This window comes from Roseivivax jejudonensis (genome assembly GCF_900172265.1).
GTDB lineage: Bacteria > Pseudomonadota > Alphaproteobacteria > Rhodobacterales > Rhodobacteraceae > Roseivivax > Roseivivax jejudonensis.
In genome coordinates this window covers 165500-179009 of the sequence record NZ_FWFK01000005.1, presented here as the reverse complement: position 1 = coordinate 179009, position 13510 = coordinate 165500, and the positions used below count along the sequence as shown (strand labels likewise).

Here is a 13510-nt window from a genome sequence, read left to right as displayed (position 1 = left end):
CACAGCGCGGAACGGCGTGATCCGTGGCGGGCCGGGCCGGGCGGTGCCCGGCGTCCGGGCGGATATGCGCGCGCCCGCTCATTCCGCCGCCACCCCTTCCATGCGATCCTCCAGCGCGTCCGCAGCGTCGCGCAGCGCCGCCAGCGTCGCGTCGTCGGGCTGCCAGTAGGCCCGGTCGTGGGCCTCGAGCAGGCGGTTCGCCATGCGCGAGGACGCCACCGGGTTCAGCTCCGCCAGCCTCGCGCGCATCTCGGGATCGAGAACGTAGGTCTCCGACAGGCGCTGATAGACCCATGGCTCGACCTCGCCGGTCGTCGCCGACCAGCCCATCGTGTTGGTCACGTGCGCCTCGATCTGGCGCACGCCCTCGGCGCCGTGGCGCAGCATGCCCTCGAACCATTTCGGGTTGAGGGACCGCGCACGGGTCTCCAGCGCCACCTGGTCGGACAGCGTGCGCACCGTGCCCGCGCCCCGCGTGGTGTCCGAGATGTAGAGCGCCGCCTCCGTGCCGCGGGCGCGGCGCACTGCACGACTGATTCCGCCGAGCGTATCGAAGTAATGGTCGACCGTGGTCACCCCGAGTTCCACGCTCTCGAGGTTCTGGTAGGCGACCTCGACGCCCGACAGCATCCGTGTCAGCAGGGCCGGGTTGGCCACCGCCTGCCCGTTCGTGCCGTAGGCCCAGCTCTTGCGGGCCTCGAAGGCGTCGGCCAGGTCGTCCTCGTCGCCGAACGCGGAGCTCTCGACGAGGCTGTTCACGTTCGACCCGTAGGCGCCCTCGGCGTTCGAGAACACCCGCAGCGCCGCCTCCTCGATCGAACAGCCGGCCTCGGCCGCATGCGCCTCGGCATGCGCGCGGACCGGATTCATATCGGCAGGCTCGTCCGCCGTCGCCGCCTTCAGCGCCGCCTCGGCCAGCATCCGGCTCTGGAGCGGCAGCAGGTCGCGGAAGATGCCCGACAGCGTCATCACGACGTCGATCCGCGCCCGGCCGAGCGTCGCGAGGGGCACAAGGTCCGCCCCCGACAGTCGCCCGAACGCGTCGAAGCGGGGCACCGCGCCCAGAAGCGCGAGCGCCTGCGCGAGCGGCGCGCCGTCGGTCTTGATGTTGTCCGATCCCCAGAGCACCAGCGCCACCGAGCGCGGCGTCGATCCGTGCGCCACGATCAGCCGCTCCGCCTGCCGCGCGCCCTCCTCCATCGCGAAGGCGGTCGGCATCCGGAACGGATCGAAGGCATGGATGTTGCGCCCCGTGGGCAGGATCTCCGGGCTGCGGATCACGTCGCCGCCGGGCACCGGCGCGACGAAGCGGCCGGCCAAGGCCCGCATCAGCCCGTCGAGCTCGGCATCCGAGCCGAGGGCGGAGTCCATCCGCGCCCGCGTCTCCGCGTCTCCGCCGAATTCAAGGTAGCTCTCGCGCGCTTCGGCGCTCATCGGGCCGCCGACCACGTGAAGCCCCTCCGGGATCAGCGCCGCCTCGGTCTCGAGAAGCCGTGCCCAGAGCGTTTCGGGCGCCCCGTCCATGTCGACCGAGGCCGCCTGGCTTTCGATCAGCGCCGCCAGTTCCTCGGCCCGCGCGTCGCCCGGCGGCAGCTCCCGCCAGCGCGTCAGGCTCTCCTTCAGCTCCAGAAGCCCCTTGTAGAGCCCGGCCTGCGACAAGGGCGGCGTCAGGTGGCTGACCGTCACGGCGCCGGCGCGCCGCTTGGCCAGCGTCGCCTCGCTCGGGTTGTTGGCGGCATAGAGATAGACGTTCGGCAAGTCCCCGATCAGCCGGTCGGGCCAGTCGCCGGGACCCGACCCGGCCTGCTTGCCGGGCATGAATTCCAGCGCGCCGTGCATGCCGAAATGCAGCACCGCGTCTGCGCGGAACGTGTTGCGCAGCCACAGGTAGAACTGCGCGAAGGCATGCGTGGGCGCGAACCCGCCTTCGAACAGCAGGCGCATCGGGTCGCCCTCCCAGCCGAAGCCGGGCTGCAGGCCCACGAACACCTTGCCGAATTGCGCCCCGAGCACGAAGACGCCGCGCCCGTCGGACTGCACCCGGCCCGGCGCCGGCCCCCAGACCGCCTCGATCTCGTCGAGCCACGGGGTGGCGCGCACCATCTCGTCGGCGCTGACCTGCGCCGCGACGTTGGCCTCCTGGCCGTATTGCTGGGCGCTCCCCTCGAGCAGCGCGGCGCGCAGCGCATCGACGCTGTCGGGAGGATCGAGGTCGTAGCCCTCGTCCTTCATGCGGTGCAACGTGTTGTAGAGGCTCTCCCACACCGCGAGGTGCGCCGCGGTTCCGGCCGCGCCGGCATTGGGCGGAAAGCCGAAGAGCACCACCGCCACGCGGCGCTCTGCGACGCGCGAGCGGCGCAGCGCCGCGGCCGTCCTCGTGCGCGCGACCAGCGCCGCGATCCGCTCCGGGCAGGGCGCCATCGCCTTGGTGCCGGTGCCGGCACAGGCGTGGCGGCAGCCCGTGCATCCCTCGCCGCCATGCCGCCCCGCAAAAACGTGCGGGCGAGTCGCGCCGTCGATCTCCGGCAGCGCGATCAGCATCGTCGTCTCGATCGGACCGAGCCCGCGCGCGCTCGCCGCCCACTCGGCCAGCGTCTGGAACTCCAGCGGGTGCGCCGCGATATAGGGAATGTCGAGATCCCCGAGCACCGCCACCGCGGCGTCGTTGTCGTTGTAGGCCGGCCCGCCCACGAGGCTGAACCCGGTCAGCGACACCAGCGCGTCGATCCGTGCGCCCTCGGCGTCGCGGAAATAGGCGTCGATCGCCGGCCGCCCGTCGAGCCCGCCGGCAAACGCCGGGATCACCCTGACACCCTCGGCCTCGAAGGCGCGGATCACCGCGTCGTAATGCGCGGTGTCGCCCGACAGCACATAGGACCGCATCATCAGAAGCCCGACCGTCGCGACCGGCGCCTCGGGCGCCGGCAGCGCCGATGCGTCGGCGCCGATCCGGCCCGGCAGGTCGGGATGGTAGATGCCGCATTCGGGATACTCGACCGGCGCCGGCGCCTCGACGCCGCGCCACTCCGCCCGGCCCGCATAGCGCGAGATCAGGAACCGGACCATCGCCTCGATGTTCTCGTCCGATCCGCCGAGCCAGTACTGCATGGTCAGGAACCACGCCCGGAGATCCTGCGCCTTGCCGGGGATGTACCGCAGGATCCGCGGCAGCCGCCGGAGCATCTGCATCTTGCGCTGGCCGCTCTCGGTCGAGGGCTTGGCCGAGCCCCGGAGCTTCTTCAGGAGCGCCATCGTGGAGCTTTCGGGCGCGGCCATGTCCAGCCCGCCCATCCGCGTCAGCTTGACGATCTGCGCGTCGGCGATGATGCCGATGAGCGCGTCGGCGTCGTCGCGCCGCGCGGCGAGATCCGGAAGAATCGCCTGCACGTGGTCCTCGAGAAAGAGCAGCGAGCAGACGACGATGTCGGCGCGCGCCACGGCAGCCCTCGCCTCCTCCAGCCGCTCCGGCGCCCGGCCCCAGTCGGCGGCGGCGAGGCAGGTGACCCGCAGGCCCGGGAACTCCGGCGCGAGCGCCGCCTCGGCGCGCGCGACCGGCTCGGCCGCATGCGCGTCGAGCGTGATGATGACGACCTCGTAGGGCGCCGGGGATATGACCGCGTCATCGCGCATAATGGGCCTTCGCCTCGTAGAGGGTCTCGACGCCGATCTCGGTCTCGCCGCGCGACGCCGCGAACGCCTCGGTGTTCCGCTTGGCCTTCCCGCGCACGAAGAACGGAATCTTCCGAAGCTCCTGCTCGGCCGCCGGAAGCCAGACCACCTCGACCGGCCCGCCGTCCGGCTCGGTCTTCTTGGCGGAAATACTCCGGGGGGTCTGGGGGGCGGAGCCCCCCTCCCCGGACGCCGCTGCATGGCCGCCGTGATGGCTCGGGCCGGCGGCGTCGTGAAACTCGAAATCCTCGCGGAACATGGTCAGCAGGTGCTCTTCGAGCCCCATGACCAGCGGGTGCACCAGCGTGTCGAAGAGGACGTTCGCGCCCTCGATCCCCATCACCGGGGCGTAGCGGGCGGGGAAATCCTGCACATGCACCGGCGCCGAGATCACCGCGCAGGGGATGCCGAGGCGCTTGCCGATGTGGCGCTCCATCTGGGTGCCGAGGATCAGCTCGGGCGCGGCGGCCTCGATCGCCGCCTCGACCTCGAGGTAGTCGTCGGTCACCAGCGCCTCGAGCCCCATGTCGCGCGCCGCGGCGCGCAGGGGGCGCGCCATCTCGCGGTTGTAGCAGCCGAGCCCAACGACCTCGAACCCCATCTCGTCGCGCGCGACGCGGGCCATGGCGCGGGCATGGGTGCCGTCACCGAAGACGAACACGCGCTTTCCGGTGAGGTAGGTCGAATCGACCGAGGCCGAGTACCACGGCAGGCGCAGCCGCGCCTCGTCGAGCGCCGGCGCGAGACCCAGCGCCGCACCGACCTCGGCCGCGAAATCGCGCGTCGCGCCCGCGCCGATCGGCACTGTCCTGGTGTAGGGCAGGCCCAGCTCGCGCTCCATCCAGCGGCACGCGCTCTCGCCGGTTTCGGGATACATCAGCACATTCAGGTGCGCCGCACCCAGCCGCGCGATGTCCGCGGGCCGCGCACCGTAGGGCGCGCAGACGTTCACCGCCACGCCCATGTCCTGCAGAAGCCGCGTGATCTCGGTGATGTCGTCGCGGTGGCGGAAGCCCAGCGCGGTCGGCCCGATCAGGTTGACGCTCGGCGTCTCGGTCCGCGCGCAGGGCGCCGCGAGCGCGCGCACGATCTGGTAGAACGTCTCGTCGGCGCCGAAATTCTCCTTGCGCTGATAGGACGGCAGCTCGAGCGGGATGACCGGGATGCCGAGGCCCAGCGTCTCGGCCATGCCGCCGGGATCGTCCTGGATCAACTCGGCGGTGCAGGACGCGCCGACGATCATCGCCTCGGGGGCGAAGCGCTCGTGCGCGTCGAGACAGGCGCGGCGGAACAGGTCCGCCGTGTCGGAGCCCAGATCGCGCGCCTGGAACGTCGTGTAGGTCACCGGCGGGCGATGATTGCGCCGCTCGATCATGGTGAAGAGCAGATCGGCATAGGTGTCGCCCTGCGGCGCGTGCAGCACGTAGTGCAGACCCTTCATCGCCGTGGCCACCCGCATCGCGCCCACATGGGGCGGGCCCTCGTATGTCCAGACCGACAGCTTCATGGCAACACGACCGGGGGTGTCACACCCCCGGACCCCCGTGGAGTATTTGCGCCAAGAAGAAGCAGGGGCGCGGGTGAGGCGGAGAGGCGCAGGCATCGCATCAGGCCGCCCCCACCTTGAGCGCGTCGCGGCGGCGCAGCGGACGGGAGAAAAGGCCGGCGAGATCGCCCGCCTGCTCGTAGAAATGGACCGGCGTGAAGACCAGTTCGATGGCCCACTTGGTGGTCAGCCCCTCGGCCTCGAGCGGGTTGGCGAGGCCGAGCCCGCAGACCGTCAGGTCCGGACGCGCCTCGCGCAGCCGCGCGAGCTGCAGATCGACGTCCTGCCCTTCGCTCAGCGTCGGGCCCGGCGCCAGCAGTTCGAGATCCGGGCCGAGGATCTGCCGGTGCAGGAACGGCGTGCCGACCTCGACCGCATGCATGCCGCATTCGCGGGTGAGAAACCGGGCGAGCGGGATTTCGAGCTGCGAATCCGGGAACAGGAAGAGCGACCGACCCGAGAGCACCTCGGCGGCCTGGCGCACCGCGCGGCGGGCGCGGGCGCGCGGCGCCTCGGTCACCCGGTCGACGACGTCCGGGCCGATGCCGAACTCGGCCGCGACGGCCTTGAGCCAGAGCGTCGTACCCTCCTCGCCCACCGGGATCGGCGCGGGGATGTGCCGCGCGCCCCGCCGCTCCAGCGCGCCCAGCGTATCGCCGAGGAACGGCTGCGTCAGCGCGAAGACGGTGTTCGGCCCGATTCCGAGCCCGCTGTCGGCGCGGGGCGCGGGCAGGACCCGCACCGGGCCGACGCCGATCCGCTCGAGCAGATCGAGCGCCTGCGCCTCGACCACGTCGGGCAGGGCGCCGACGAGCACGAGTTCGCGCTCCGTGGTGGCCGGAAGCTCCGGCACCATCGCCGCGAGGCAGGCGTCCTCGCCCTCGGTGAAGGTGGTCTCGATCCCCGAGCCGGAGTAGCTCAGCACGCGGACATGCGGTGCATGCGCGGCCGACAGCCGCTCTGCCGACTTTGCGAGGTCGAGCTTGATGACCTCGGACGGGCAGGAGCCGACGAGGAACAGCTGGCGGATGTCGGGGCGCCGGGCGAGCAGGTCGTGCACGACGCGGTCGAGCTCCTCCTGGGCGTCCTTCAGGCCGGCGAGATCCGTCTCCTCGAGAATCGCCGTGGCGAAGCGCGGCTCGGCGAAGATCATCACGCCGGCCGCCGATTGCAGCAGGTGCGCGCAGGTGCGGCTGCCCACGACGAGAAAGAACGCGTCCTGCATCTTGCGATGCAGCCAGACGATGCCGGTCAGGCCGCAGAACACCTCGTGCTGGCCCCGCTGCTTGAGCACGGGGGTGGCGCTGCAGCCACCGGCAGGGGGAGGCGGGAAGCTCTCGGTCATGTCGCCGCCTCGGCGCGGCGCGCCTGGCGGAGTTTCAGGACGAATTGCGCGGCGTTGACCACGTAGGCGGCATAGGCGGCCAGCGCGACCGTCAGCGCCGTCTCGGGCGCGGCGCCCTGCCAGAGCACCCAGAGGTACCCGGTGTGCAGCGCGATCACCGCGAAGGACACGACATCCTCCCAGAAGAACGCGGGCGCGAAGAGCCACTGGCCGAAGACCACCTTTTCCCAGATCGCGCCGGTCACCATGATGACGTAGAGGATCGCGGTCTTGAGCAGGATTGAGGCCGTGGCGAGTGCGTAACCCGCGCCGGTCGTCAGCGCCCACAGGACCAGACCCAGAGACACCAGGAACACGGCGAATTGCAGCGGCGCGAGAACCGCCTGGACGCTGGTCCAGACCGTCGCGTCGCGCCGGGCCCGTTCGGCCGGCGTGTAGAGCCGCCGGGGGGCCCGGTCGGGGGCCGGCCGCAGGGCGGCGGTGCGGGATGATTCCACGGAGTGCATGGGAAAAGCGTAGCGTTCGGCGGGAAAATGTGTCAATTGAAACTTACACTCTTGGTGGTGGCGGCACCGGAATCGCGGGATAGATCGAATTCTCCCTGCTTTTTCGTGCCACGTCGCGCCATGCGTGTCAGTTAAAGTTGACTTTCTGCGTGGTCTGATCGCGGATAATGTCAACTCGCCTGTCGTGTCGCGACCGGCACGACGACCGAGCATCGCGACGATCAGGAGGAGGCGCAGATGCCGATGGACGGGTCGACCACTTCCAACGCACCGGGGCGCGCGGAGATCGCGACGCTCGCCGGAACCGTCGTGTCGCTGCTCAACGGAGCCACGCCCCGCCGCGCGGCCACCCGCGTCGAAGCCGGGGCGCAGATCCTTTACGACGCGACCCGGCCGGGACTGCCCTTCGCGGCGACGCCGACGCTGGCGCAACTGCACGCGCTCGGCCTCGGCGCGGCGGACATCGTCGACGGCTGCATCCCGGCGGCGGCGCGCCGCCTCGGCAGCGACTGGCTCGGCGACAGGCTCGGCTTTGCCGACGTCTCGATCGCCTCGGCGCGCCTGCAGGGGCTGCTGCCGCAGCTGTCGCCGCCCGGCGGACCTGACGGCGCCGCGCTGGACGAGGTGCGCACGGCGCTGATCGTCCTCGCCCCCGACGACACCCACACGCTCGGCGTCCACGTCGCGGCGGCCCAGCTGCGCCGCGCCGGCGTGTCCGTCGCCATTCTGTTCGGCCCAGACCGCGCCGCGCTGCGCGATGCGCTGGCCCGTGACGATCGCGATATCGTCCTGTTTTCCTGCGGCCTATCCGAACGGCTGCCCTACATCACGAAGATGAGCGCCGTGCTTCGTGATGAAACCGACAGCGGAGCCCTGAGCGTTCTGGGAGGGAATGTCCTCGATCGGCACGACGACCTTGGCGAACGAACCGGTGTGGACCTCGTGACAAACGACGTACGGGCTGCACTCGCGATGCATGGCGCAGCGTCGGGAAGTCCGGTAAGGAGCCGCAGATGAACAAGCGCGACACGTCACCGATGCCGATCGCGGCAACCGAACCTATCGAGGCTTCCGTCCTGTACGATCTCATCGCGGCGTCGAGCGACGTGGCGATCTTCGTTGCGCCGGACGGGCGGGTGCTGTCGGTCCTGAACGGGCAGGACAGCGCGCGCGACCCCGGTGTCACCGCCGGCAGGAAGCTCTCCGAATCGCTGACCGAGGAAAGCCGGCCGAAGCTCGACAGCCTGCTGGCGCGTGTGGCGCGGGGCGAGACTCCGCATCGCCCGACCGAACTCAACCATCGCGACGACTTCGGCGTCGAGGTTCCCATCGCCTATCGCGCGGTGCCGTTCGACACCGACGGCACGGTCGTCCTCCTCGGCCGCGATCTCAGCCCCATCGCCGAGACACAGGCGCAGCTCGTGCAGGCGCAGATGTCGCTCGAGCAAGGATACGAGGCGCGGCGCGAGTTCGACGCCCGCTACCGGATCCTGCTGCGCACGGTGCGAGACCCGGTCGTGTTCGTCGGCGCGACGGACGGCGCGATCGTCGATATCAACGAACCGGCCGCCGCGCTTCTGGGCGCGACGCGCGAAGGGCTGATCGGCCGGCCGCTGGGCGCGGCGTTCGCCGATCGCGACGGCGCCGATTTCATGGAGGCGCTGACCCAGGCCGCGGGCGGCGACGACGGCCGTGCGACGGTGTTCGAGGTCGCGCGCACCGGCAAATCGGTGCACGTGACGGCGCAGATGTTCCGCGCCGCCGGCGAACGTGCGGTGATCTGCCGGCTGTCGGGCGAAGCCGCCGCCGAGGACACGCGCTCGGCGCTGTCTGTCGATCTCGGGATCCTCTTCGAGCGCTCCAGCGACGCGATCGTCTTCACCTCGCTGAACGGCGAGATCCTCAACTGCAACGACAGCTTTCTCGACCTGCTGAACGCGGCTCAGGCCTCCGAGGTTTCCGGGGAGAATCTGTCGACCTTCCTCGGGCGCGGGCGGATCGACCTGAACGTGCTGGTCGAGAATGCCCGCCGCCTCGGCCAGATGCGACTCTACTCGACCAAGCTGGTCAGCCGCTACGGCGGGTCCGTCCCGGTCGAGATGTCGGTGACCTACCTCAACGACCGCGCCGATCCGGTTCTCGCGCTCGTCCTGCGCGATTCGACGCGGAGCGAGGCGGTGCGCAGCGCGCAGGCGCAGGGTTCGCCGGAATCCGCACGCTCGGTGATGGAGCTCGTGGGCTCCGCCACCCTGAAGGAGATCGTCGCCGAGACGACCGACGTGGTCGAGAAGATGTGCATCGAGACCGCCGTGCACCTGACTCGGAACAACCGCGTCGCGGCGGCCGAGATGCTCGGCCTGTCGCGGCAGTCGCTCTACGTCAAGCTGCGCAAGTACGGGCTTCTGAACCGCGAGCCCAGCGGCGAGGAGTAGGCGCCCGGGCCTTGCGCCGACTCGCCTTTCCATGTCTAGTTGACACATGAGTGTCAGCGAAAGTTTACAGTCACGGCGCCTGCCCGACCCCGCCGCGCTCTTGCGGCTGGTGAAGCCGGTCACGTGGTTTCCCCCCGTCTGGGCCTACCTGTGCGGCACGGTGTCCTCGGGCGCCGCGCCGGACGGCGCGTGGACGCTGGTGCTCGTCGGCATGGTGCTGGCCGGTCCGGTCGTCTGCGGCATGAGCCAGGCGGCCAACGACTGGTGCGACCGGCATGTCGACGCGATCAACGAACCCGACCGGCCGATCCCCTCCGGCCGGGTGCCGGGGCGCTGGGGCCTGTGGGTGGCGCTCGCGATGTCCGGCCTCGCGCTGGCGCTCGGCGCGACGCTCGGCCCCTGGGGCTTCGGTGCGACGGTCGTCGGGGTCGCCGCCGCCTGGGCCTACTCGGCCGAGCCGGTGCGGCTGAAGCGCTCGGGCGTCTGGGGCCCGGGCCTCGTCGGCCTGTCCTACGAGACCCTGCCCTGGTTCACCGGCGCCGCGGTGCTCAGCGCCGGGCGGCCCGCGGCCGAGGTCATCGTGATCGCGGTGCTCTACGGCATCGGCGCACACGGGATCATGACGCTCAACGATTTCAAGGCGCTGGAGGGCGACCGCCAGACCGGGGTCGCCTCCCTGCCCGTCACGCTCGGGCCGGCGCGCGCGGCGCGGGTGGCCTGCGTCGTGATGCTGGTGCCGCAGATCGCCGTGGTCGCGCTGCTGGTCGGCTGGGGCGCACTCTGGGCGCCGGCGGCGATCGCGGCGCTTATCGTCGCGCAGCTCTGGGCGATGCGCGTGATGCTGCGTGATCCCAAGGCGCGCGCGCCGTGGTACAATGGAACCGGCGTGCTGTTCTACGTCTCCGGCATGATGATCGCGGCTGTCGCGCTCCGCGGGATCGGAGCGGGCGGATGACGCTGTCGTGGCTCTCGATCGTCCGGCTCGGGCTCGTGCAGATGGCGCTCGGCGCGATCGTCGTGCTGACCACGTCCACGCTCAACCGGTTGATGGTGGTCGAACTGGCGCTTCCGGCCGTGCTTCCCGGCTTCCTCGTGGCGCTGCATTACGGCATCCAGATCACCCGGCCGAACTGGGGGTTCCGCTCCGACACGCTCGGCAACCGGACGATCTGGATCGTCGGTGGCATGGCGATCCTGGCGCTTGGCGGGATCGGCGCCGCGGCGGGCGTCGTCGTACTCGAGCGCGCCTTCTGGCCCGGTCTCGGCCTGTCCGTCGTTGCCTACGCGGCCATCGGCCTCGGCGTCGGCACCTCCGGCACCTCGCTCCTTGCGCTGCTGGCCACCGCAACCGCTCCGCATCGCCGCGGCGCGGCGGCCACGATCACCTGGCTGATGATGATTTTCGGCATCGCGGTCACCGCCGGTGTCGTCGGCGGCCTGCTCGATCCCTACACGCCAGCGCGGCTCATGGTCATCGTGTCGGCCACCGCGGCGACGGTCCTGGTGATGACCGCGCTGGCCGTCCGCGGCGTCGAGCGCGGTCTCGTCGTGCGTCCCGAGCCCGAGCCGCAGCCCTTCTTCGCCGCGCTGGCCGAGGTCTGGCGCGAGCGGCAGGCGCGCAACTTCACGCTCTTCGTCTTCCTGTCGATGATCGCCTACTTCATGCAGGAGTTGATCCTCGAACCCTATGCCGGGCTGGTCTTCGCCTACACGCCCGGGCAATCGACCCAGCTCGCCGGCGCCCAGAACGGCGGTGTCTTCCTCGGCATGCTGACGGTGGGCATCATGGCGACCGGGTTCCGCATCGGCAGCATGCGGGCCTGGGTCGCCGCCGGCTGCCTCGGCTCCGCCGCCGCGCTCCTGACGCTCGCGGCGATCGCGCCGACGGGCCCGGGCGGGCCGATCCTGCCCGCCGCGGTGGCGCTCGGCCTTTTCAACGGCATGTTCGCGGTCTCGGCCATCGGGGCGATGATGAAACTCGCCGGCGAGGGCCGCGGCGCGCGCGAAGGCACGCGGATGGGTCTCTGGGGCGCCGCGCAGGCAATCGCCGCCGGCTCCGGCGGGCTCGCGGGTGCGGCGGCCGTCGACGTGATGCGCAGGGTCACCGCGGATGCACCCGCCTTCGCCACCGTATTCATTGTCGAGGCCGCGCTCTTCGTCGCCGCCGCGATCATGGCGCTTGTCATCATGGAGGGGCGTGCGCCGGCCCCCGCCCTGCAACCGGGAGAATGACCATGTTCGATGTCGTCGTTGTCGGAGGCGGACCCTGCGGTGCCACTGCCGCAGAGGATCTCGCGCGGTCCGGGGCGCGCGTCGCGCTCCTCGACCGGGAGGGCCGGATCAAGCCGTGCGGCGGCGCGATACCGCCGCGGCTGATGGCCGATTTCGACATCGGCGAAGCCCAGCTTCTCGCCAAGATCACCACCGCGCGCATGATCTCGCCCAGCGGCCGGCGCGTCGACATCCCGATCGAGAACGGTTTCGTCGGCATGGTCGACCGCAAGGACTTCGATCCCTTCCTGCGGGCGCGGGCCGAAACCGCCGGCGCGACACGCCACACCGGCACCTTCCTGCGGGTGGACCGGAGCGACGGCACCGCGGTCGTCTACCGCGACAAGGCGACCGGCGAGGAACGCCGCCTGCCCACCCGGCTGGTGATCGGCGCCGACGGCGCCAACAGCCGCGTCGGCAAGGCCGAGGTGCCCGGCGCCGAGGCGATCCCCTACGTTTTCGCCTACCACGAGATCGTCGCCGCCCCCGGGCCGGGCGAGTACGATCCCGATCGCTGCGACGTCGTCTACGACGGCCGCATCAGCGCCGATTTCTACGGCTGGGTGTTCCCGCACGGATCGACCGTGTCGGTCGGCATGGGCACCGAACACCGCTCGGCCGATCTCAAGGCGGCGACGGCCGACCTGCGTCGCGCTGCAGGCCTCGCGGGATGCGAGACACTGCGCAAGGAAGGCGCGCCGATCCCGCTCCGGCCGCTCGACCGCTGGGACAACGGCCGGGACGTCGTCCTCGCCGGCGATGCCGCCGGCGTGGTCGCGCCGTCTTCCGGAGAGGGCATCTACTACGCCATGGTCGCCGGCCGCGCGGCCGCCTCGGCCGCCGCCTCCTGCCTCGCGACCGGCCGGGTCGCGGACCTGCGCCTCGCCCGCAAGCTCTTCATGCGCGAGCACAAGACCGTCTTCCGCGTCCTTGCTTCGATGCAGAACGCCTATTACCGCTCGGACGCGCGGCGCGAACGCTTCGTGTCGCTGTGCCACGACATCGACGTCCAGCGCCTGACCTTCGAGGCCTACATGAACAAGAAACTGGTGCGCGCCCGCCCGATGGCGCATGTCCGCATCGGCATGAAGAATTTCGCGCACCTCACCGGCCTGGTCTCGGAGACCTACGTGTGAGCCTCGCGATTCCCGCCTGGATCGACGGCCGCCTGACCCCGGTCGACAAGCTCGAAGCGCATGTACGCGGTCTGCGCCACAAGGCCGTTTCGGTCTTCGTGCTCGACGGCGACAGGGTCCTGCTGCAACGCCGGGCGGCGGGAAAATACCATACGCCCGGGCTGTGGGCGAACACCTGCTGCACGCATCCCCACTGGGCCGAACCGCCCGAGGCCTGCGCCAGGCGTCGCCTCGCCGAAGAGCTCGGCCTGCGCGACCTGCCGCTGACCCATCGCGACGTGGTGGAGTATCGCGCCGACGTGGGCGGCGGGCTCGTCGAGCACGAGGTCGTGGACCTCTTCACCGCCGAGGCGCCGGGCCCGCTCGCGCTCGCACCCGACCCGGACGAGGTGATGGACACTGCCTGGATGCCGCTCGATGGGCTCCGCGCCGACATCGCGGCGCGGCCGCAGCGCTACACCCCGTGGCTCCGGATCTATCTCGAAGAGCACGCGCCCCGGATCTTCCCCGCGGCCCTCCTCGGCTGAACCGCACCGTGCCGACCCCGGCACGCGCCGCCGCCCCCTTCATCTTGCCGATAAACCCCGGGGAGCGCGAGGGGCTGG

10 protein-coding genes are annotated in these 13510 nt (G+C 71.1%); 6 read left to right on the top strand and 4 right to left on the bottom strand.

Features of this window, described 5'->3' with window-relative positions:
* Positions 1-78: 78 nt before the first annotated feature.
* The 4 genes from ROJ8625_RS14435 to bchF all read right to left on the bottom strand — a co-directional run bounded on the left by ROJ8625_RS14435 (position 79) and on the right by bchF (position 7066).
* A complete protein-coding gene (locus tag ROJ8625_RS14435; RefSeq protein ID WP_085792603.1) occupies positions 79-3630 on the bottom strand; it encodes a magnesium chelatase subunit H in 3552 nt (1183 codons plus the stop codon).
* Entirely contained in the window at positions 3620-5176 is a 1557-nt protein-coding gene (gene bchB / locus ROJ8625_RS14430) for a ferredoxin:protochlorophyllide reductase (ATP-dependent) subunit B (RefSeq protein WP_085792602.1), read from the bottom strand. Before bchB ends, ROJ8625_RS14435 begins: the two co-directional genes overlap by 11 nt.
* 100 nt (positions 5177-5276) lie before the next feature.
* Positions 5277-6560, bottom strand: coding sequence for a ferredoxin:protochlorophyllide reductase (ATP-dependent) subunit N (locus ROJ8625_RS14425; RefSeq protein WP_085792601.1), 1284 nt, complete (start codon positions 6558-6560; stop codon positions 5277-5279).
* Positions 6557-7066, bottom strand: a complete 510-nt coding sequence (gene bchF / locus ROJ8625_RS14420) for a 2-vinyl bacteriochlorophyllide hydratase (RefSeq protein ID WP_085792821.1) — start codon at positions 7064-7066, stop codon at positions 6557-6559. The genes ROJ8625_RS14425 and bchF overlap by 4 nt, the downstream gene beginning before the upstream one ends.
* A gap of 237 nt (positions 7067-7303) precedes the next feature.
* Here bchF and ROJ8625_RS14415 point away from each other — a divergent pair, with 237 nt between their 5' ends.
* Genes ROJ8625_RS14415 through idi form a run of 6 tightly spaced genes read left to right on the top strand, consistent with a single transcriptional unit; the run spans position 7304 to position 13432 of the window.
* Positions 7304-8083 carry a cobalamin B12-binding domain-containing protein gene (locus tag ROJ8625_RS14415; RefSeq protein WP_085792600.1) on the top strand — a complete coding sequence of 260 codons (780 nt, stop codon included), beginning with the start codon at positions 7304-7306 and terminating at the stop codon, positions 8081-8083.
* Entirely contained in the window at positions 8080-9498 is a 1419-nt protein-coding gene (ppsR, locus tag ROJ8625_RS14410) for a transcriptional regulator PpsR (protein ID WP_085792599.1), read from the top strand. The genes ROJ8625_RS14415 and ppsR overlap by 4 nt, the downstream gene beginning before the upstream one ends.
* 46 nt (positions 9499-9544) lie before the next feature.
* The gene (gene chlG, locus ROJ8625_RS14405; RefSeq protein WP_085792598.1) at positions 9545-10453 is read left to right on the top strand and encodes a chlorophyll synthase ChlG; all 909 of its coding nucleotides are present in this window, start codon (positions 9545-9547) and stop codon (positions 10451-10453) included.
* Positions 10450-11730 carry a BCD family MFS transporter gene (locus ROJ8625_RS14400; protein ID WP_085792597.1) on the top strand — a complete coding sequence of 427 codons (1281 nt, stop codon included), beginning with the start codon at positions 10450-10452 and terminating at the stop codon, positions 11728-11730. Before chlG ends, ROJ8625_RS14400 begins: the two co-directional genes overlap by 4 nt.
* Before the next feature lie 2 nt (positions 11731-11732).
* Positions 11733-12905 carry a geranylgeranyl diphosphate reductase gene (locus ROJ8625_RS14395; protein ID WP_085792596.1) on the top strand — a complete coding sequence of 391 codons (1173 nt, stop codon included), beginning with the start codon at positions 11733-11735 and terminating at the stop codon, positions 12903-12905.
* Positions 12902-13432 carry an isopentenyl-diphosphate Delta-isomerase gene (gene idi, locus ROJ8625_RS14390; RefSeq protein WP_085792595.1) on the top strand — a complete coding sequence of 177 codons (531 nt, stop codon included), beginning with the start codon at positions 12902-12904 and terminating at the stop codon, positions 13430-13432. Before ROJ8625_RS14395 ends, idi begins: the two co-directional genes overlap by 4 nt.
* Positions 13433-13510: the final 78 nt, after the last annotated feature.